The sequence below is a fragment of the Escherichia whittamii genome (assembly GCF_014836715.1).
Taxonomy (GTDB): domain Bacteria; phylum Pseudomonadota; class Gammaproteobacteria; order Enterobacterales; family Enterobacteriaceae; genus Escherichia; species Escherichia whittamii.
In genome coordinates, this window is the sequence record NZ_JACSQI010000012.1 from 51500 (window position 1) to 72643 (window position 21144).

The 21144-nt window shown below is 51.3% G+C and carries 18 protein-coding genes and 2 pseudogenes; 10 read left to right on the plus strand and 10 right to left on the minus strand.

The features are described from left to right. Positions 1-2: 2 nt before the first annotated feature. From gsiC to iaaA, 4 genes are read right to left on the minus strand one after another with little or no spacing between them, the layout of a single operon-like run. Positions 3-923 carry a glutathione ABC transporter permease GsiC gene (gene gsiC, locus H9644_RS16985; RefSeq protein ID WP_191775535.1) on the minus strand — a complete coding sequence of 307 codons (921 nt, stop codon included), beginning with the start codon at positions 921-923 and terminating at the stop codon, positions 3-5. A gap of 17 nt (positions 924-940) precedes the next feature. Beyond that, positions 941-2479 carry a glutathione ABC transporter substrate-binding protein GsiB gene (gene gsiB / locus H9644_RS16990; protein ID WP_191775537.1) on the minus strand — a complete coding sequence of 513 codons (1539 nt, stop codon included), beginning with the start codon at positions 2477-2479 and terminating at the stop codon, positions 941-943. Positions 2480-2498: 19 nt separating this feature from the next. Further along, on the minus strand, positions 2499-4370 hold the full coding sequence (gene gsiA / locus H9644_RS16995) for a glutathione ABC transporter ATP-binding protein GsiA (RefSeq protein ID WP_191775645.1): 1872 nt from the start codon (positions 4368-4370) through the stop codon (positions 2499-2501). Then, positions 4357-5322, minus strand: coding sequence for a beta-aspartyl-peptidase (iaaA, locus tag H9644_RS17000; protein WP_191775539.1), 966 nt, complete (start codon positions 5320-5322; stop codon positions 4357-4359). The genes gsiA and iaaA overlap by 14 nt, the downstream gene beginning before the upstream one ends. Positions 5323-5525: 203 nt before the next feature. On the opposite strand from iaaA, the gene moeA reads away from it, so the two are divergent. Next, complete coding sequence (gene moeA / locus H9644_RS17005; RefSeq protein ID WP_064530126.1) at positions 5526-6761, plus strand: molybdopterin molybdotransferase MoeA; 1236 nt, start codon at positions 5526-5528, stop codon at positions 6759-6761. Beyond that, positions 6761-7510: a molybdopterin-synthase adenylyltransferase MoeB gene (gene moeB / locus H9644_RS17010; protein WP_191775541.1), complete on the plus strand. Its 750-nt coding sequence runs from the start codon at positions 6761-6763 to the stop codon at positions 7508-7510. The genes moeA and moeB overlap by 1 nt, the downstream gene beginning before the upstream one ends. Positions 7511-7699: 189 nt before the next feature. On the opposite strand, the gene fsa is transcribed toward moeB, so the two are convergent. Then, complete coding sequence (gene fsa, locus H9644_RS17015) at positions 7700-8362, minus strand: fructose-6-phosphate aldolase (RefSeq protein WP_191775543.1); 663 nt, start codon at positions 8360-8362, stop codon at positions 7700-7702. Positions 8363-8491: 129 nt separating this feature from the next. Here fsa and H9644_RS17020 point away from each other — a divergent pair, with 129 nt between their 5' ends. The 3 genes from H9644_RS17020 (at position 8492) to ybiV (ending at position 12789) form a co-directional block, all read left to right on the plus strand. Then, positions 8492-9391, plus strand: a complete 900-nt coding sequence (locus H9644_RS17020; protein WP_064530123.1) for a glycyl-radical enzyme activating protein — start codon at positions 8492-8494, stop codon at positions 9389-9391. A gap of 5 nt (positions 9392-9396) precedes the next feature. Beyond that, complete coding sequence (locus tag H9644_RS17025) at positions 9397-11829, plus strand: glycyl radical protein (protein ID WP_191775545.1); 2433 nt, start codon at positions 9397-9399, stop codon at positions 11827-11829. 144 nt (positions 11830-11973) lie between these two features. Beyond that, positions 11974-12789, plus strand: a complete 816-nt coding sequence (gene ybiV, locus H9644_RS17030) for a sugar-phosphatase YbiV (protein ID WP_064530121.1) — start codon at positions 11974-11976, stop codon at positions 12787-12789. 28 nt (positions 12790-12817) lie between these two features. Here the strand turns inward: ybiV and H9644_RS21635 are convergent. Continuing rightward, a pseudogene (locus tag H9644_RS21635) lies at positions 12818-12943 on the minus strand (DUF4261 domain-containing protein); the annotation flags it as partial. 115 nt (positions 12944-13058) lie between these two features. On the opposite strand from H9644_RS21635, the gene H9644_RS17035 reads away from it, so the two are divergent. Both H9644_RS17035 and H9644_RS17040 read left to right on the plus strand, forming a co-directional pair. After that, complete coding sequence (locus H9644_RS17035) at positions 13059-13340, plus strand: hypothetical protein (RefSeq protein ID WP_064530120.1); 282 nt, start codon at positions 13059-13061, stop codon at positions 13338-13340. An 84-nt stretch (positions 13341-13424) separates the two neighbouring features. Then, positions 13425-13814, plus strand: a pseudogene (locus H9644_RS17040) (DUF6960 family protein). Between the two features lie 47 nt (positions 13815-13861). On the opposite strand, the gene H9644_RS17045 reads toward H9644_RS17040, so the two are convergent. Beyond that, on the minus strand, positions 13862-15454 hold the full coding sequence (locus H9644_RS17045; RefSeq protein ID WP_064530119.1) for an ABC-F family ATPase: 1593 nt from the start codon (positions 15452-15454) through the stop codon (positions 13862-13864). Between the two features lie 218 nt (positions 15455-15672). Here H9644_RS17045 and ldtB point away from each other — a divergent pair, with 218 nt between their 5' ends. Continuing rightward, the gene (ldtB, locus tag H9644_RS17050; RefSeq protein WP_064530118.1) at positions 15673-16593 is read left to right on the plus strand and encodes a L,D-transpeptidase; all 921 of its coding nucleotides are present in this window, start codon (positions 15673-15675) and stop codon (positions 16591-16593) included. A 193-nt stretch (positions 16594-16786) separates the two neighbouring features. On the opposite strand, the gene H9644_RS17055 is transcribed toward ldtB, so the two are convergent. Next, on the minus strand, positions 16787-17905 hold the full coding sequence (locus tag H9644_RS17055) for an anion transporter (protein ID WP_064530117.1): 1119 nt from the start codon (positions 17903-17905) through the stop codon (positions 16787-16789). After that, a complete protein-coding gene (gene mntR, locus H9644_RS17060; RefSeq protein WP_064530116.1) occupies positions 17902-18369 on the minus strand; it encodes a manganese-binding transcriptional regulator MntR in 468 nt (155 codons plus the stop codon). The genes H9644_RS17055 and mntR overlap by 4 nt, the downstream gene beginning before the upstream one ends. A 185-nt stretch (positions 18370-18554) precedes the next feature. On the opposite strand from mntR, the gene mntS reads away from it, so the two are divergent. Both mntS and opgE read left to right on the plus strand, forming a co-directional pair. Continuing rightward, the gene (gene mntS / locus H9644_RS17065) at positions 18555-18683 is read left to right on the plus strand and encodes a manganase accumulation protein MntS (RefSeq protein WP_001001762.1); all 129 of its coding nucleotides are present in this window, start codon (positions 18555-18557) and stop codon (positions 18681-18683) included. Positions 18684-18953: 270 nt separating this feature from the next. Beyond that, positions 18954-20537, plus strand: a complete 1584-nt coding sequence (opgE, locus tag H9644_RS17070; RefSeq protein WP_064530115.1) for a phosphoethanolamine transferase — start codon at positions 18954-18956, stop codon at positions 20535-20537. A 48-nt stretch (positions 20538-20585) separates the two neighbouring features. Here opgE and ompX read toward each other — a convergent pair whose 3' ends face one another. Then, positions 20586-21101 carry an outer membrane protein OmpX gene (gene ompX / locus H9644_RS17075; RefSeq protein ID WP_105289445.1) on the minus strand — a complete coding sequence of 172 codons (516 nt, stop codon included), beginning with the start codon at positions 21099-21101 and terminating at the stop codon, positions 20586-20588. Between the last annotated feature and the right edge of the window lie 43 nt (positions 21102-21144).

A 21144-nucleotide genomic window follows, 5' to 3' on the forward strand; every position in this document is an offset into this window, starting at 1 on the left:
CCTTACTTGTACCTGATAGCCGGGTTAATGGCGGCGTAAAGCACATCCACCACTAAGTTGATAAGAATAAACTCCAGCGAGAAGAGCAGAATTTCTGCCTGAATCACCGGGTAATCACGCATTTCTACCGAATCGACCAGTAAGCGCCCAAGTCCGGGCCAGTTAAATACTTTCTCCACTACGATGGAGCCGCCGAGCAAAAAGCCAAACTGCAATCCCATCATGGTGACCACCGGGATCATGGCATTGCGCAGACCATGTTTGAGGACAACCCAGGTTTCGCTCACCCCTTTCGCCCTCGCGGTACGCATATAATCTTCACTTAAAACGTCGACAAACGAGGCGCGGGTAAAACGCGCCATCACTGAAGCCACCGCCGCGCCGAGCGTCAGAGAAGGTAATATGTAGTGCTGCCAACTGTCTGCACCTACGGTAGGCAACCAGCCAAGTTCAACAGAGACAACCTGAATCAGCAATATTCCGAGCGCAAATGCCGGAAATGAAATCCCTGATACCGCGATGGTCATACTTAATCGATCCGGCCAACGGTTACGCCAGACGGCGGCGATAATACCAGCCGCCATACCGAACAGCACCGCCCAGGTCATACTGGTAATGGTCAACCACAGCGTAGGCATGAAGCGACTGGCAATCTCCTCGGCAACCGGGCGACGCGACACCATCGACAGGCCAAAATCCCCCTGCACAGCATTGGTGATGTAATGCCAGAACTGGTGATACAGCGGCTGATCCAGCCCCAGCTGCTGACGCACCAGTTCTATAACCTGCGCATCAGCTTCGGGTCCAGCAATCAATCGCGCCGGATCGCCGGGCAGCATGTGGACAAATAAAAACACCAGCACCGAGACGACAAACAGCGTCGGAATCAACCCCAGTAAGCGTTTGATAACGTAATTAAGCATTCCACTCCCTGCGTTGCTTATTGCAAATCCGCATCTTCAAAGCTGAAGCCGGTGTCTGGCATTATCCAAAAACCGGTCAGTTTTTTACTGTGGGCCGACACCAGTTTTTCTACCACCAGCGGGATCCACGGCGACTCTTGCCAGATGGTATCCTGCGCCGCCTTATACAAGCGCGCCTTTTCCGCCGGATCGTTGGTTTTCAGCGCCTGGGCAAGCTCGTCATCCACCTGCTTATTGCTGTAAAACGCGGTATTAAACTGCGTCGGCGGCCAGTTCTGCGAGGCAAACAGCGGCGATAGCGCCCAGTCAGCTTCACCAGTCGAAGCCGACCAGCCAGTGTAGAACATTCGCACACCGCTCTCTTTCTGCCCTTTACCTTCAACTTCCGCCGCTCGCTGCCCGGCATCCATCGCCGTTACCTGAGCTTTAATCCCCACCTGCGCTAGCTGTTGCTGGGTAAATTGCAGCACTTTCTGCGCGGTACTGTGATTATGTGATGACCACAGTGTGGTACTGAAACCGTTGGGATATCCCGCCTCTTTCAATAGTTCGCGCGCTTTAGCCGGATCGTAAGGCCACGGTTTATAACTTTGCGCGTAGGCAATACTCGGTGGCACCACACCAGTGGCAGGAACGGCATATCCCGCGAAGGCCACTTTCACCAGCGCCTGACGGTTGATAGCGTAATTCAACGCCTCACGCACTTTTGGGTTATCGAATGGTTTCTGCGTCACGTTCATGCTGATATAACGCTGCATAATCGACGGGCTGGCCATCAGCTCGATATTTTTATTCTTTTCCAGTAGCGCTGCTTGTTCATAAGGGATGGGGAAAGCAAACTGCGCTTCACCGGTTTGCAGCATTGCCGCGCGGGTGTTGTTATCCGCCACCGGACGCCAGGTGATGCTGTCCAGTTTGGGCAAGCCTGGCTGCCAGTAATCAGCGAATTTTTTAACCTTCACAAAATCGGTCTGATTCCAGGTATCCAGTTCATACGGTCCGGTTCCCACCGGATGAAAACCGATCTCCTTGCCATATTTATCCAGCGCCGCAGGTGAAATCATCGCTGTCGCCGGGTGAGCGAGGATGTTAATAAACGCGGAGAACGGTTGCTTGAGCGTAATCTTCACCGTTGTCGGATCGAGCGCTTCAGTTTTGGCAATATTTTTATACAGGTTATAGCGTTTAAGATGATTCGCCGGATCGCTGGCCCGCTCCAGATTCGCTTTTACCGCCGCTGCGTTGAAGTCGGTGCCATCCTGGAACTTAATCCCTTCGCGCAATTTCACGGTGTAAGTAAGGCCGTCATCGGAAACGGTATAACCCTCAGCTAGTACGTTTTTCAGTTTCATCTCTTTATCCAGACCGAACAGCCCCTGATAAAAAGATTTCGCCACTGCCTGCGACAACGTGTCATTCGCGTCATATGGATCGAGCGTAGTGAAGTTCGATCCCACTGCCACAACCACATCTTTGGCAGCAAATGCACAAGATGTCATCAACGCTGCGGCAATGCCCAGCGCCACTAACCCACTACGGTGTACAGCTCTTGCCATTTTATTCTCCGCCTGAATGTTATCTACGCAAAAATGCGTACTCTGATTGTGGTTGCGCGACGTAATGCCCCGGCCCGACGCATTGCAACGAGGCGGCTGCAACCTCTTCGCCACGCAGATGAATGTTGCTGGGAAGATCGTCTGACAGCAGCACGCGCTGCGGTCGTAGTCGGGACGGTTCAGCGACCGGAACTGCCGCCAGTAACTTACGTGTATAAGGGTGCTGCGGATTTTCAAAGACCGCACGCCGTGGACCAATTTCAACGATTTGCCCGAGATACATCACCGCCACGCGATGACTGATCCGCTCTACAACGGCCATATCATGGGAGATAAACAAAAAGGCGATGCCAAAATCACGCTGGAGATCGAGCAACAAGTTGATGATTTGCCCGCGGATAGAAACATCCAGCGCTGAAACGGCTTCATCGGCAATGATCACTTTCGGATTCAGCGCCAACGCGCGAGCAATGCAGATGCGCTGGCGCTGACCGCCGGAAAACTCATGCGGGTAACGCCACGCATGTTCAGGTAACAGGCCAACGCGCTCCAGCAACCACGCAACGCGTGCAGCAGCTTCTTTACCCTGCAATAAACCGTGCACACGCAGCGGTTCCATTATCGAATCGCCAACCGTCTGGCGCGGGTCCAACGAGGCGTAAGGATCCTGAAAAATAAACTGGATGTCGCGACGCAATGCCTGCAGTTTGCCAGGTGAAAGGGTATCGATTCGCTGCCCTTTGAAGATGATTTCGCCGCCCTGGGATTCAACCAGGCGCAGCAACGCTCGACCGGTGGTTGATTTGCCACTCCCGGACTCGCCCACCAGCGACAACGTTTCGCCCGGCCAGAGATCAAAACTGACCTTCTCAACCGCATGCACTTCTCGCGTTACGCGATTCAGTAAGCCGCTACGTAAAGGGAAACGGGTCACCAGATTACGCACCTGTAAAACAGGTTCGCCGTCAACCACCGTTTTCTGCTCGACAGGCCATTCCTGTTTTTCCGGATGTTCAAGCGATATCAGCGGGAAACGGCGAGGATAATCTTGCCCTTTCATCGCCCCCAACTGCGGTACGGCAGCCAACAGCGCGCGGGTATAAGGATGCTCTGGCGCATGAAAAATCTGTTCGACGCTGCCCGTTTCGACCGCTTCGCCCTGATACATCACCAACACCCGATCGGCTATCTCCGCCACCACGCCCATGTCGTGAGTGATAAAGATGACGCCCATCGACATCTCTTTTTGCAATACTTTGATTAATTGCAGGATCTGCGCCTGAATGGTGACATCCAGCGCGGTGGTCGGCTCATCGGCAATCAGCACCGCCGGACGACATGACAGCGCCATTGCAATCATCACTCGCTGGCGCATTCCGCCGGAGAGTTGATGCGGATAACGCGAAAGAATGGTTTGTGCTTCCGGGATGCGAACCTGATCCAGCATCCGCTTCGCCTCTACCATCGCCTGTTCACGACTGGCGTTTTGATGCAAACGGATTGACTCGGCAATCTGTTCGCCGACGGTAAATACCGGATTCAGCGAGGTCATCGGCTCCTGAAAAATCATCGCTATATCTGCACCGCGCACATGCTGTATTTGCCTGGCACTCTGCTCGTTAAGCTCAATCACTTCACGACTGCGTCGCCGCAACAGCATTTTATCGCACTGCACCAGACCGCCTGCTTGTTCCAATAGACGTATCAATGCCAGTGCTGTGACGGATTTACCGGAACCTGATTCCCCGACAATGGCCAGCGTCTCACCGCGTCGCAAACGAAAAGAAAGATTGCGCACTGCAGCCATTTTCTGCTGGTCCTGCCTAAAGGCAATATTGAGATTATCGACCGCCAGTACTTCACCGACATCAAGTTCATCACTGTGTGGCAACGGTGTCCCCTTTTTCACGGTAGATACCGGTGGTTGGTGTATCGCCTGCGTAGCCCCAGGCGCGATACATTCCTTCAGTATTAAACGGTAGCGCAACGTTACCTTCGTGGTCGATAGCGATTAAGCCACCGCTGCCGCCAAGCGCAGGGAGTTTTTCCATCACCACCCGCTCGCAGGCTTCCGCGAGGCTTAGACCGCCATAATCCATTAACGCGCTGATGTCATACGCCGCCAGCGCGCGAATGAAGACTTCGCCCGTACCGGTACAAGAAACCGCCACACTGGCGTTATTGGCGTAGCATCCGGCTCCAACTAAAGGACTGTCGCCCACTCGCCCGGGTAATTTATTGGTCATTCCGCCCGTGGACGTAGCTGCCGCCAGATTGCCGTGTAAATCCAAAGCCACGGCTCCCACCGTACCCATTTTCTGTTTTTCATCCAGCGGAGCGCCGCGATGGTCGAGGACAGTTTCCCCTCCCTCACGCGCCGCCAGCAGCTGTTCATAACGCAAAGGCGTGGAGAAAATCTCCGGCGAAACGCGCTCCATGCCATGAGAAAAAGCAAAGTTTTCCGCCCCCTCGCCAATCATCATCACATGCGGGCTTTGCTCCATTACCAGACGGGCTGCAAGAATCGGGTTGCGCAGATGGCTAACACCCGCCACCGCCCCCGCTTTCAGTGTGTTGCCATCCATCACACAGGCATCCAGTTCATGGGTTTCATCACGCGTAAAAACGGCGCCAATTCCAGCGTTAAAGAGCGGACACTCTTCCAGCAGGCGCACCGCTTCTGTCACTACATCCAGCGCGCTTTCGCCCGCTTCGAGCATTTGCTGTCCGGTTTCAACAATGGCAGACAGCGCCTCAATGTAGCGTAATTCCTGTTGCAGACTCATCTGTGCGCGGCTAATTGCGCCTGCGCCGCCGTGGATTGCAATGACTGCTTTGCCCATAGTCTTCGTCCATTAAGGGTGGCTCGCCACTTTTGCTATAAATATCAGAATTTTTATGAATTACTCATTCAATTTTTGAATATAGAAAGATGTATATCGCATGTAAAGGCGAGCGTCTGCTCTACGACCGAGGTGGCATACAGTCTGAAACGTTTTTCTGACATAATAGGCGAATTCGATTTTGCCTCCGCAGGAGTGTTTTCATGGAATTTACCACCGGATTGATGTCGCTCGACACCGCGCTTAATGAGATGCTTTCTCGCGTTACCCCACTGACCGCCCAGGAAACGCTGCCACTGGTACAGTGTTTTGGCCGTATTCTGGCGAGCGATGTGATTTCGCCGCTGGATGTCCCAGGGTTTGATAACTCTGCAATGGACGGCTACGCGGTACGTTTGGCCGATATCGCCTCCGGACAACCGCTGCCCGTTGCCGGGAAGTCGTTTGCCGGTCAGCCTTATCATGGCGAGTGGCCCGCTGGCACCTGCATTCGCATTATGACTGGCGCGCCGGTGCCGGAAAGCTGTGAAGCGGTGGTAATGCAGGAACAGACTGAACTCACGGACAATGGCGTGCGTTTTACCGCTGAAGTGCGTAGCGGGCAAAATATTCGTCATCGCGGTGAAGATATTTCTGCGGGCGCAGTAGTTTTCCCTGCAGGCACTCGCCTGACTACCGCTGAACTGCCAGTGATTGCTTCGCTAGGGATTGCCGAAGTTCCGGTGATTCGTAAAGTGCGAGTGGCGCTATTTTCCACGGGCGATGAACTCCAGCTACCCGGTCAGCCGCTGGGCGACGGGCAAATCTACGATACCAACCGTCTGGCCGTGCATCTGATGCTGGAACAGTTAGGTTGCGAGGTAATCAACTTAGGGATTATCCGTGACGACCCGAACGCATTACGTGCGGCATTTATTGAAGCAGACAGCCAGGCGGATGTGGTGATCAGTTCCGGCGGTGTTTCGGTCGGTGAGGCGGATTACACCAAAACCATTCTCGAAGAGCTGGGCGAAATCGCATTCTGGAAGCTGGCGATTAAACCAGGCAAACCGTTCGCGTTTGGTAAACTCTCTAATAGCTGGTTCTGCGGATTGCCGGGCAACCCGGTTTCAGCGACGCTGACTTTCTACCAACTGGTACAACCGTTACTGGCAAAATTAAGCGGCAATACCGCCAGCGGCCTGCCTGCGCGTCAGCGTGTACGCACGGCTTCTCGCCTGAAGAAATCCCCCGGACGTCTTGATTTCCAGCGCGGCGTGCTGCAACGCAACGCCGACGGCGAACTGGAAGTCACGACCACCGGGCATCAGGGTTCACATATATTTAGCTCCTTTAGCCTCGGCAACTGCTTTATCGTGCTGGAACGCGATCGCGGCAATGTTGAAGCGGGCGAATGGGTGGAAGTCGAGCCCTTTAACGCGTTGTTCGGAGGCCTGTAATGGCGGAACTCAGCGATCAGGAGATGCTGCGCTACAACCGGCAAATCATCCTGCGTGGTTTTGATTTTGACGGTCAGGAGGCGTTGAAAGAGGCGCGTGTGCTGGTCGTCGGCCTGGGCGGCCTCGGCTGTGCTGCCTCGCAATATCTGGCAAGCGCAGGCGTCGGCAACCTGACGCTGCTCGACTTCGACACGGTTTCGCTCTCAAATCTGCAACGCCAGACACTGCACAGTGATGCTACGGTCGGGCAACCGAAGGTGGTATCCGCCCGTGACGCCCTGGCGCGTATCAATCCGCATATTTCTATTACGCCAGTCAATGCACTGCTTGATGACGCTGAACTTGCTGCGATGATTGCAAAACACGATCTGGTACTCGACTGTACGGATAACGTTGCGGTACGTAATCAACTGAACGCAGGCTGTTTTGCCGCAAAGGTGCCGCTGGTTTCCGGCGCGGCAATTCGTATGGAAGGTCAAATCACCGTTTTTACTTACCAGGATGGCGAGCCATGTTACCGTTGTCTGAGTCATCTGTTTGGCGAAAACGCGTTAACCTGCGTAGAAGCGGGCGTGATGGCACCGTTGATTGGGGTGATTGGTTCATTACAGGCAATGGAAGCGATTAAACTGCTGGCTGGTTATGGCAAATCTGCCAGCGGAAAAATCGTTATGTACGATGCGATGACCTGTCAGTTCCGTGAAATGAAACTGATGCGCAATCCGGGATGTGAGGTGTGCGGGCAGTAATTGCCATCTGTTACGCGCCAGGCGCCGCATCCGGCAATGTGTTCCTGATGTCGGATGTGGCGTAAACGCCTTATCCGACCTACGGTTCGAACGCAGATTTCCAGGCATGATAAGACGCGACAGCGCCGCATCGGGCATTGTTGCCCTCCGCCAGGTCATAATTAATTTATGAGGATGACAAGCGCCCTGTTAAAGCGACGTTCTGCCAAAAGCCCCCTGCCAGTCCTGCTCAAACTTCGCTACAGCGGCATCAACGGCCGGATAGCTAATCATCTGTTGCGCAACATCCAGCGGCAGCGTGATTGATTCACATCCCACCAGTAAGCAGTCCAGCGCCTGACGCGGGGTTTTGAAACTGGCTGCCAGCACTTTCGCCTGTGGCGCATGCATTTTCAGTAACTGGTGTAAGTCGGTCACCGTCTGAATACCACTTCCGCCCTGGGCATCAATTCGGTTGACGTAAGGCGCAACATACTCCGCACCTGCCAGCGCCGACAACAGCCCTTGCGCCGCGCCATACACCGCCGTACCCAGCGTCGGAATACCTTCCGCTTTTAATAGCTTAATCGCTGCCAGCCCTTCGGCAGTCACAGGTACTTTAACCACGATATCCGTAATAATAGAACGCAGTTTACGCGCATCATTCACCATACCTTCAGCAGTAGTAGACATGACCTGGGCAAACAAACGCCCCTGTCCGCCCATTGCCTCATGTAACTCAGGAAGTAAAACTTCCAGAGGCTTCTTACCTGCCGCCACAATACTTGGGTTAGTGGTCACGCCCGCCAACGGAAAAACACGCGCCAGCGCCTTCACTGCGGCGACGTCTGAAGTATCCAGATACAGTTCCATAGTCATCCTCTAAATCTACTTTTGTCTGAATGCAGACTATCACGAGAAAACTCTCTGAACAGTTGACGCACATCAATCTAACTTTTATTCGAAAGTAATTTAATGTTTGAACGAAAAGAGAGGGCTTCTATGATTTTCAATATTCAGCGCTATTCGACCCACGACGGTCCCGGTATCCGCACGGTAGTTTTTCTTAAGGGGTGCTCACTGGGCTGCCGCTGGTGTCAGAACCCGGAAAGCCGCGCCCGCACGCAGGACCTGCTATATGACGCGCGTCTGTGCCTGGAAGGTTGCGAACTATGCTCGAAGACCGCGCCGGAAGTGATTGAGCGCGCGCTGAATGGCTTGCTTATTCATAGGGAAAAATTAACGCCTGAACATCTGACGGCACTGACCGACTGCTGTCCGACTCAGGCATTAACCGTGTGCGGTGAAGCGAAAAGCGTTGAGGAGATCATGGCGACCGTTCTGCGCGACAAACCGTTTTACGATCGCAGCGGCGGTGGCTTAACGCTTTCCGGTGGTGAGCCGTTTATGCAGCCGGAAATGGCAATGGCACTACTGCAAGCCAGCCACGAGGCTGGTATTCATACTGCGGTAGAAACCTGTCTGCATGTGCCGTGGAAATATATCGCCCCTTCTCTGCCGTATATTGATCTGTTTCTTGCCGATTTAAAACACGTTGCCGACGTGCCGTTTAAACAGTGGACCGACGGCAATGCTGCGAGAGTACTGGATAACCTGAAAAAACTCGCGGCGGCGGGCAAAAAAATCATTATTCGCGTGCCGCTGATTCAAGGCTTTAATGCCGATGAAGCCGCGGTGAAAGCCATTACTGATTTTGCCGCCAGTGAACTGCACGTTAACGAAATCCATTTCTTGCCCTACCACACGCTGGGCATCAACAAATATCACTTACTTAATCTGCCCTATGACGCCCCGGAAAAACCGCTTGATGCGCCAGAACTGCTCGACTTTGCCCAGCAGTATGCCTGCCAGAAAGGGTTAACCGCGACCTTACGAGGATAACAATCATGACAACACTGAAACTGGACACCCTCAGCGACCGCATTAAAGCGCACAAAAACGCGCTGGTGCATATTGTGAAACCGCCGGTCTGTACCGAACGCGCGCAGCACTATACCGAGATGTATCAACAACATCTCGATAAGCCAATCCCGGTACGTCGCGCGCTGGCGCTGGCACACCACCTGGCTAACCGCACCATCTGGATCAAACACGATGAGTTGATCATCGGCAACCAGGCAAGCGAAGTTCGCGCCGCGCCGATCTTCCCGGAATATACCGTGTCGTGGATCGAAAAAGAGATTGATGATCTGGCGGATCGTCCCGGCGCTGGTTTTGCAGTGAGCGAAGAGAACAAACGTGTTCTGCATGAAGTATGCCCGTGGTGGCGCGGTCAGACCGTGCAGGATCGCTGCTATGGCATGTTTACCGATGAGCAAAAAGGCCTACTGGCGACCGGAATCATTAAAGCGGAAGGCAATATGACTTCCGGCGACGCGCACCTGGCAGTCAATTTCCCGCTGTTGCTGGAAAAAGGGCTTGATGGTCTGCGCGAGAAAGTGGCGGAGCGTCGCTCGCGTATCAACCTGACAGTGCTGGAAGATTTGCATGGCGAGCAGTTCCTGAAAGCTATAGATATCGTACTGGTGGCCGTCAGTGAACACATTGAACGTTTCGCTGCTCTGGCGCGTGAAATGGCCGCCACCGAAACCCGCGAAAGCCGTCGCGATGAACTGCTGGCGATAGCAGAAAACTGCGACCTTATCGCCCACCAGCCGCCGCAGACTTTCTGGCAGGCGCTGCAACTGTGCTACTTCATCCAGTTGATTTTGCAGATTGAATCTAACGGTCACTCGGTGTCGTTTGGTCGTATGGATCAGTATCTCTATCCGTACTATCGCCGCGACGTTGAACTCAACCAGACGCTGGATCGTGAACACGCCATCGAAATGCTGCATAGTTGCTGGCTGAAACTGCTGGAAGTGAACAAGATCCGCTCCGGCTCGCACTCAAAAGCCTCTGCGGGAAGCCCGCTGTATCAGAACGTCACCATTGGTGGGCAAAATCTGGTTGATGGTCAGCCGATGGACGCAGTGAATCCACTCTCTTACGCGATCCTCGAATCCTGCGGTCGCCTGCGTTCGACTCAGCCTAACCTCAGCGTGCGCTACCACGCGGGAATGAGCAACGATTTCCTCGACGCCTGCGTGCAGGTGATCCGCTGCGGCTTCGGGATGCCCGCGTTCAACAACGATGAAATCGTGATCCCAGAATTTATCAAACTCGGTATTGAACCGCAGGACGCTTACGACTACGCAGCGATTGGCTGTATCGAAACCGCCGTCGGCGGTAAATGGGGCTATCGCTGCACCGGCATGAGCTTTATCAACTTCGCCCGCGTAATGCTGGCGGCGCTGGAAGGCGGTCGTGATGCCACCAGCGGCAAAGTGTTCCTGCCACAAGAAAAAGCGTTGTCAGCGGGTAACTTCAACAACTTCAATGAAGTAATGGACGCGTGGGATACGCAAATCCGTTACTACACCCGCAAATCAATCGAAATCGAATATGTCGTCGATACCATGCTGGAAGAGAACGTGCACGATATTCTCTGCTCGGCGCTGGTGGATGACTGTATTGAGCGGGCGAAGAGTATTAAGCAAGGTGGCGCAAAATATGACTGGGTATCTGGCTTACAGGTCGGTATTGCTAATCTCGGCAACAGCCTGGCGGCAGTGAAGAAACTGGTATTCGAACAGGGCGCGATTGGTCAGCAACAACTGGCGACCGCACTGGCGGAAGACTTCGACGGTCTGACTCACGAGCAATTGCGTCAGCGTTTGATTAACGGCGCGCCGAAGTACGGCAATGACGATGATAGCGTCGATACGCTGCTCGCTCGCGCTTATCAGACCTATATCGACGAACTGAAACAGTACCATAACCCACGCTACGGTCGTGGCCCGATCGGCGGCAATTATTACGCAGGTACGTCATCTATTTCCGCTAACGTACCGTTTGGCGCGCAGACGATGGCAACGCCGGACGGGCGTAAAGCGCATACTCCGCTGGCAGAAGGCGCAAGCCCAGCCTCCGGTACCGACCATCTCGGCCCAACGGCGGTCATTGGCTCGGTGGGGAAACTGCCTACGGCAGCGATTCTTGGCGGCGTGTTGCTCAACCAGAAACTGAATCCGGCGACGCTGGAAAATGAATCTGATAAGCAGAAACTGATGATCCTGCTGCGCACCTTCTTTGAAGTGCATAAAGGCTGGCACATTCAGTACAACATTGTTTCCCGCGAAACATTGCTGGAAGCGAAAAAACATCCGGATCAATACCGCGATCTGGTGGTACGCGTCGCGGGCTATTCCGCCTTCTTCACCGCCCTGTCGCCGGAAGCGCAGGACGATATCATCGCCCGTACCGAACATATGCTGTAATCCCCTTAGCCCGGCGGCGTCGTCGCCGGGCCAAATCATTCACATCATCAATTTCACTCTCTCTTTCATTCGAAATAAATTTGTGTCCTGCGTCACATTGTTATTACACTGTGGCGGTTTGCATTCATTGCCAGGAGCACTTCTATGAGCGTAAAAGTTATCGTCACAGACATGGACGGTACTTTTCTAAACGACGCCAAAACGTACAATCATGAGCGTTTTATGGCGCAGTATCAGGAATTTAAAAAACGCGGTATTGAGTTCGTTGTCGCCAGTGGTAATCAGTATTATCAGCTTATTTCCTTCTTTCCTGAGCTAAAGGATGAAATCTCATTTGTCGCAGAAAACGGCGCGCTGGTTTACGAACATGGCAAACAACTGTTTCACGGCGAGTTGACCCGGCATGAATCGCAAATTGTCATTGGTGAGCTGCTGAAAGATAAACAGCTAAATTTTGTCGCCTGTGGTCTGCAAAGTGCCTATGTCAGTGAGAATGCGCCAGAAGCTTTTGTCGCCCTGATGGCAAAACACTACCATCGCCTGAAACCTGTAAAGGATTACCAGGACATTGACGATGTGCTGTTCAAATTTTCGCTCAACCTGCCGGATGAACAAATCCCATTAGTGATAGACAAACTGCACATTGCACTCGACGGAATTATGAAACCGGTGACCAGTGGTTTTGGGTTTATTGACCTGATTATACCCGGCCTGCATAAAGCGAACGGTATTTCACGGTTGATAAAACGCTGGGATTTGTCACCGCAAAATGTGGTAGCGATTGGCGACAGCGGTAACGACGCCGAAATGTTAAAAATGGCGCGTTATTCTTTTGCGATGGGCAATGCTGCTGAAAGTATTAAACAAATCGCTCATTACGCTACGGATGACAATAATCATGAAGGCGCGCTGAATGTGATTCAGGCAGTGCTGGAAAATAAACCGCCTTTTACTCTTTAACGAGAGCCGGGGCAATTGCCCCGATTTCTCAATGAGCGTTACACTCATCTTCTTCAATCAGCTCAACCACTAATGTGGTTCCAGGTCTCTGTAAGTAATATTCATTATCAAGGGGATCACGCAATTTCATAAACGTTGTTTCACCGACTTGCATAATGTTACTCATCAGATCGGAGGCTGGGAAGTCAATACAGGGCATGCTAATATCTCTACGCCTTTAGCAAGGGATACAATAGGTTTTGATCTAACATTATTTAAGGGTTATCAAAATGCATCACTTGGAAATATACTACTCAGGAAATGATAATTGGATTATTTTCTCAAATTTATATAAAGAGTATAAAGACATTGAAAAAGTACAAGAATTAGCAAGGAAATTTAATAATGATTTAATATTGGCAAGTGTCATTTATGGAAAGATTGGTGAGGGGTATTATCTTGCCTGGATTGAGAATAAAGTTCCGGCCCTGGGCTATTTAACGCCTTTGGATTGCAATAACGATTTAACCCTTATAACCAGATTAAAAGAAATGTTAATGAGAATGCCATGAAATTATAAATAACATTGAAAATTACCCTAGCGAAGATGTTTAGCTTATAAAAATCAGGACATACATATTATGGAGATTAAAAATCTGGAGGTTATTGAGCATTATGGTATATGTAACTGGTATCCTGAACATGGAAGTCATTTAGTCTCGCCTGATGATCTCCTGGAGTTTATTAACTTAAAACCAGCAGGAAAGATATTTAAATGTATACGAATTGATGATAAATGGTGTTCAGTAATCTATGGCGAGAAAACATTTAAAATCGATCCAGTGATATATCACACCGTGCCGGATTTGAAATTTTATATTAATCAATCTGTTTGGGTTAAAACAAAGAATAGTGTGGGCACAATTATTGATATTTATTGACATTTTAAAAATGAGACACCCCTTTATTTTATAAACTTTGAAGGTAAACGATCATCCAGTCGATATTCAGAAAGTGAGCTGTCTCTTCCACATAATATACCTTGAATGTAGCGCGGCCCCACAGAGATTATCTCTGTAGAGCCAGCATAATATTACTCGATCCCTCTGCTACGCAGATAATCTTCGTAATTACCGCTAAAGTCGATCACGCGTTCCGGAGTGATTTCCAGAATGCGGGTCGCCAGTGAACTTACAAACTCACGGTCGTGAGAAACAAAGATCAGCGTACCCTGATACAGTTCCAGCGCCATGTTCAGCGACTCGATAGATTCCATATCCAGGTGGTTGGTCGGTTCGTCCATGATCAGAATATTCGGTTTCTGCATCATTAACTTACCAAACAGCATACGGCCTTTTTCACCACCGGAAAGCACTTTGGCAGGTTTTTTGATGTCGTCCTGGCTGAACAACAAACGGCCAAGAATGCTGCGCACCGCCTGCTCGTCATCGCCTTCCTGCTTCCACTGGCTCATCCATTCGAACACGGTCAGATCATTATCGAACTCATATTCGTGATCCTGCGCATAGTAACCAATGCGCGCGTTCTCAGACCATTTTACGGTGCCGCTATCCGGTTGCAGATCGCCCACCAGCGTTTTCAGCAGCGTAGATTTACCGACGCCGTTGGTACCGAGCACCGCCAGCTTTTCACCCACTTCCAGCAGCAGGTTGAGATTTTTAAACAGCGGACCGTTATCAAACCCTTTGGTCAGCCCTTCTACTTCCAGCGCGTTACGGAACAGTTTCTTATCCTGCTCAAAACGGATGAACGGGTTCTGACGGCTGGAGGCTTTTACCTCTTCCAGTTTGATTTTATCAATCTGACGCGCACGCGAAGTTGCCTGACGAGATTTCGAGGCGTTAGCGCTAAAGCGGCTAACGAAGGATTGCAGCTCGGCAATCTGCGCTTTCTTCTTGGCGTTATCAGCCAGTAGACGTTCGCGCGCCTGGGTCGCCGCCGTCATGTACTCATCGTAGTTACCCGGATAAACGCGCAGTTCGCCGTAATCCAGATCCGCCATGTGGGTACAAACCATGTTGAGGAAGTGACGGTCGTGCGAAATGATGATCATGGTGCTGTCACGCTCGTTCAGCACCTGCTCCAGCCAACGAATGGTGTCGATGTCCAGGTTGTTGGTCGGTTCGTCGAGAAGGAGGATGTCCGGATCGGCAAACAGCGCCTGCGCCAGCAACACACGCAGTTTCCAGCCTGGCGCCACTTCGCTCATTGGACCGTAGTGTTGTTCCACTGGAATACCCACGCCGAGCAACAACTCACCGGCGCGCGCTTCCGCAGAGTAACCGTCCATTTCGCCGTATTTCACTTCCAGATCGGCCACTTTATAGCCATCTTCTTCGCTCATTTCCGGCAAAGCATAGATGCGGTCGCGCTCCTGCTTCACTTCCCACAACTCTTTATGCCCCATGATCACCGTATCCAGCACGGTGTACTCTTCAAAGGCAAATTGATCCTGGCGCAGCTTACCAATGCGCTCATTCGGATCGAGGGAAACGTTACCCAGCGTCGGCTCAAGGTCGCCGCCGAGGATTTTCATAAAGGTGGATTTACCACTACCGTTCGCGCCAATCAGGCCGTAACGGTTGCCGCCGCCAAATTTGACGGAAATGTTTTCAAACAACGGCTTACTGCCGAACTGCATGGTGACGTTACTGGAAACTAACACAGGCGTATCCTGAAAAGAGATATGACAAACCGCGTATTATGCCATAAGTCTGAAAGAAGATCCCGCTTGCCGCTTAAGGTCTACACTCTTCCCAAAGGCAAAAAATGTGATTTCGTACACATCTGATTTCACTGTTAGCTGGAATGAACATATAATGCGCTTCCAATACTCTAAGATTCTCAACCTAATGGCCTGCCAGGCACTAAATCTCGCTTAACATGAATATGAAATTGAAAACATTATTCGCAGCGGCCTTCGCTGTTGTCGGCTTTTGCAGTACCGCCTCTGCGGTAACTTATCCTCTGCCAACCGACGGGAGTCGCCTGGTTGGTCAGAATCAGGTGATCACTATCCCTGAAGGTAACACTCAGCCGCTGGAGTATTTTGCGGCCGAGTACCAGATGGGGCTTTCCAACATGATGGAAGCGAACCCTGGAGTAGATACCTTCCTGCCGAAAGGCGGCACCGTACTGAACATTCCGCAGCAACTGATCCTGCCGGACACTGTTCATGAAGGCATTGTGATTAACAGCGCAGAGATGCGTCTGTATTACTATCCGAAAGGGACCAACACCGTTATCGTGCTGCCGATCGGCATTGGTCAGTTAGGTAAAGACACACCTATCAACTGGACCACCAAAGTAGAGCGTAAGAAAGCAGGCCCGACCTGGACACCGACCGCCAAAATGCACGCAGAGTACCGCGCAGCGGGCGAACCGCTTCCGGCTGTCGTTCCGGCTGGCCCGGATAACCCGATGGGGCTGTACGCACTGTACATCGGTCGCCTGTACGCTATCCACGGCACCAACGCTAACTTCGGTATCGGTTTGCGCGTAAGCCACGGCTGTGTACGTCTGCGTAACGAAGACATTAAATTCCTGTTCGAGAAAGTGCCAGTCGGTACTCGCGTGCAGTTTATTGATGAGCCGGTAAAAGCGACTACTGAGCCAGACGGCAGCCGTTACATTGAAGTCCATAACCCACTGTCTACCACCGAAGCCCAGTTTGAAGGTAAGGAAATTGTACCGATTACTCTGACGAAGAGCGTGCAGACAGTAACTGGCCAGCCAGACGTTGATCAGGTTGTTCTGGATGAAGCGATTAAAAACCGTTCCGGGATGCCGGTTCGTCTGAATTAATCGTCAAAACGTAAAGCAAAAGGCGGAGTAATAATCCGCCTGATGCGCTACGCTTATCAGGCCTACGAAGAACCTGCGATATATTGATTTTGTAGGCCGGATAAGGCGTTAACGCCGCATCCGGCATGAACAAAGCGCGTATTACCAACAATCAGAGGCGGACTCATAATCCGCCTTTTTTATTTGCCGGCTCTTACACTGCCGGGATCATCACCAACAAAACATATCCCACCAGCGCCGCCCACAGCAGCATCGGTATTGAATAGAGATGGAAACGCCACCAGATACGGCGATCGTTCGCCATCCGTAACGCAATCAAATTTGCCAGCGATCCGGGTAATAAACCAAAGCCACCTACGTTTACCGCCCATGCCAGCAACAATGACGGCGGCACATAGTTCAGCAGCAAAATCGTGCTCGGCACGTTACTGATTACCTGCGATAAACCAATCGCCGTCAGCCATAATCCAGGTTCAGATAAATGACTCACGTTGCTCAACACGCCCTGTAATGCCGGAAGCTGGGTCAGTAAATGGACGTCAATAAACATCGCCATAAACACCAGCAGCAGCGTCCAGTCCACACTCAGTATCACGCGACGCGCCAGCAGCGTAAACCCCGCCGCCACAATCACCAGTCCCCACAGCTCTTGTTTTAGCTCAAGTGCCATAAGAAAGACGATATACAACCCCAGACAACTCCACACCAGTCGTGGTTTCCACTCCGGCATTTGCGTACCCGTATGATATTGCAGCGCCTTTCCAGGGAAGCAACACCAACACAGCAGCAGTAGTGTCAGCATCATCGCACCAGCCAGCGGAGCCATTTGGGCAATAAAACCGACAAACGAAAGACCAGAGCATCCCCAGATTAGGATATTTTGCGGATTGCCAATCGGCGTCAGCAACGATCCGGCATTCACCGCCAGCGCCTCGAAAATAATCAGCCGATTAACCGGTATCTCACACAGTCTTTTTAGCGTGATGGTCAGCGGAACAACAATAAACAGCGCGACATCGTTGGTCAGAAACGTAGAAAGCAGCGCCGCTGCCAGCACCATAAACATCGCCAGCCGGCGCTCAGTAGCAAAACGGCGCACCATTTTGCGCCCAAGCACATCAAAATAACCGCTTAACTCGACGCCTTTGGTCAGCAGCATCAGGCCACTTAAGGTGATGATGGTGTGCCAGTCAATAGCACCAGGCCAGGACTTAGGTGTGAAAGGAACGAAAAAACTTAATCCGATGCCAACGAGAATTAATAACTGAAAAAAGCGATCGCCTTGCAGCGTGTGTAAAAAAGGCAGACTCATTTGGCACCGTGTTTCTGGGTAAACAAACGAAAGGCGTCCAGCGTCTCCTCACTGACATGGTGCTCCATGCCTTCCGCGTCGCGACGGGCGATTTCCGGGCTAACCCCCAATACCAGCAAGAAGTTTTCAACTATATGGTGCCGCTCGCGGCTTTCCTGTGCCAGTTTCTCCCCTTCCACCGTTAAAAACACGCCACGCCAGGGGATCATTTCAATCAATCCCATTGTCGCCAGTCGCTTAAGCATTTTAGCCACCGTAGGTTGAGAGACACCCAGACGGGCGGCCATATCAACCTGACGCGCTTCTCCAACCTCCCTCATCAGGTCAGAAATCAGCTCAACGTAATCGTCGATAAGTTCACGACGATGTGCCTCTCTGACCTGGCGGAATCCTTCAACGTGCTCTTCCACGTTCACTAACTGCGTCACTTTTTTTGCTGTTGGCGTACCTGCGCGACGACTCATTGTGCTTCCTCATTATGGTGACGCATGGATAGCGTTCTCATTTCGTGCACACATTGTAAACCAGAGTTGCGAAGGCACAAAAAATTAACGTTTTAGCAATAGCTATATAATATAGCCTGTGCTATATCTGTATGTAATGCAATCATCCCTCAAGGACCGACGGGATTAGCAAGTCAGGAGGTCTTATGAATGAGTTCAAGAGGTGTATGCGCGTGTTTAGTCACTCTCCCTTTAAAGTACGGTTAATGCTGCTCTCGATGTTGTGCGATATGGTCAACAACAAACCGCAGCAGGATAAACCCTCCAATAAATAGCGGCGTCGCGGTACGCCGCTTCACTCCTGCTTTATTGCAGGCATAAATTGTTCAGGATTGAATTCCCCCACTTTTTATCGGTATTGCTATTCTCTTCGCAAAAGATTTGTTCCTCAGTAGTTGACCTGAACGGCGGCTCGCTCTATCTTCTTGCAGCCCTGCGTATATTGCGGCTCGCAGATGCGGACCCTTCCCCCTCTTCACGCACTCTTGCAGGTATTGACCCTTGACGCCAGGGTAAGCACATGGCGTTTGTTACGATAGTGGCATATGAACTTAACCCTTAAAGAATCGCTTGTTTCCCGTAGCCAGGCTTTTAGCCCGTGGACTGCGTTCTACTTTTTACAGTCGCTATTGATTAACCTTGGTTTAGGTTATCCCTTTAGTTTTCTCTATACCGCCGCTTTTACTGCCATTTTGCTTTTGCTATGGCGGATGTTGCCGCGCGTGCAAAAAACCTTAATAGGCGTCTGTTCGCTGGTGGCGGCCTGTTATTTTCCTTTTGCTCAGGCGTACGGTGCGCCTAACTTCAATACCTTGCTGGCGCTGCATTCCACCAATATGGAAGAGTCGACCGAAATTCTTACGATCTTCCCGTGGTATAGCTATCTGGTCGGCTTATTTATTTTTGCACTCGGCGTGATTGCGATCAGGCGGAAAAAAGAGAATGAAAAAGCACGCTGGAATAAATTCGACAGCCTGTGCCTGGTATTCAGTGTGGCGACATTTTTTGTCGCTCCGGTTCAAAATCTCGCCTGGGGCGGCGTATTTAAACTCAAAGACACCGGTTATCCGGTATTTCGTTTTGCTAAGGATGTCATCGTCAATAATAACGAGGTGATTGAAGAGCAAGAACGGATGGCAAAGCTTTCCGGGATGAAAGATACCTGGACAGTCACTGCAGTTAAACCAAAATATCACACTTATGTGGTGGTCATTGGCGAAAGCGCACGTCGCGATGCCCTCGGTGCCTTTGGCGGTCACTGGAACAATACCCCGTTTGCCAGCAGCGTTAACGGCCTGATTTTTGCTGATTACATTGCTGCCAGTGGCTCCACGCAGAAATCTCTCGGATTAACGCTTAACCGCGTGGTCGATGGCAAGCCACAGTTTCAGGATAACTTTGTGACCCTGGCCAACCGGGCAGGATTCCAGACCTGGTGGTTTTCTAATCAAGGGCAAATAGGTGAATACGATACGGCTATCGCCAGCATCGCTAAACGTGCAGATGAAGTGTACTTCCTGAAAAATGGTAATTTTGAAGCAGATAAGAATGCCAAAGACGAAGAACTACTGGCAATGACCGCTCAGGTATTGGCGGAAGAACATTCGCAGCCGCAACTGATTGTTTTGCATCTGATGGGCTCACATCCTCAGGCCTGCGACCGGACACAAGGCAAATACGAAACCTTTGTACAATCGAAAGAAACATCGTGCTATCTCTATACCATGACGCAAACGGACGATTTACTGCGCAAACTGTACGACCAGTTACGCAACAGCGGCAGCAGTTTCTCCATGGTTTATTTTTCAGACCACGGTTTAGCCTTTAAAGAACGCGGAAAAGAAGTGCAATACCTGGCCCACGATGATAAATATCAGCAGAATTTTCAGGTGCCTTTTATGGTCATTTCCAGCGACGATAAAGCGCACCGGGTGATTAAAGCCCGCCGTTCAGCCAATGATTTCTTAGGTTTTTTCTCTCAGTGGACGGGAATTAAAGCGCAGGAAATCAACATCAACTACCCGTTTATTTCCGAGAAGAAAGCCGGGCCGATATACATCACCAACTTCCAGTTACAGAAGGTGGATTACAACCATCTGGGAACCGATATTTTCGACCCGAAATCTTAAGATAAAAAATCCGCCCCGAGAGGCGGATTTTTTATATCACCGAAGTGATTAGAAGCGGTAACCAACACCGGCAATCCAGGTGCCTACGTCAACGCTACGAATACGGCTCTGCTCGTAAGAGAAGTCCAGCGCAACGTTTTCGATTGGGTTGAACTGCAGACCTGCGCCGTAGGAGAAACCGTAGTCGCTGGTGTCGTGTTTATAGGTCGGGTAGTTGGTGTCCTGGAATTTACCGTAGCCCACACCTACAACACCGTAGATGCTCGCCCAGTCGTTGATGCGGTATGCCGGACCAGCGGTGATGCCGTAGTACTGGGTTTTGTTGTAATCGCCTGCACTGTTAGTACGACTTTTTTCAGTGTAAGTGAAAGAACCGATCACACCCAGCGGGCTGTTGTCTTCTTCATAGCGGTATTTCAGGTTGAAACCGCCCATTTTGTTCATTTTGCCCTGAGCGTCACTCTGAGCGTAACCGCCAGTTACGGTAGAAGTTGCAGCTACGGAAGTACCTGCGGTGAAAGCCAGAACTGCGGCCAGTGCTGAAAGACATGCAATTTTTTTCATAACCACCTCAAATGTGATTCAAATAAGTCCTAAGCTTTAAATA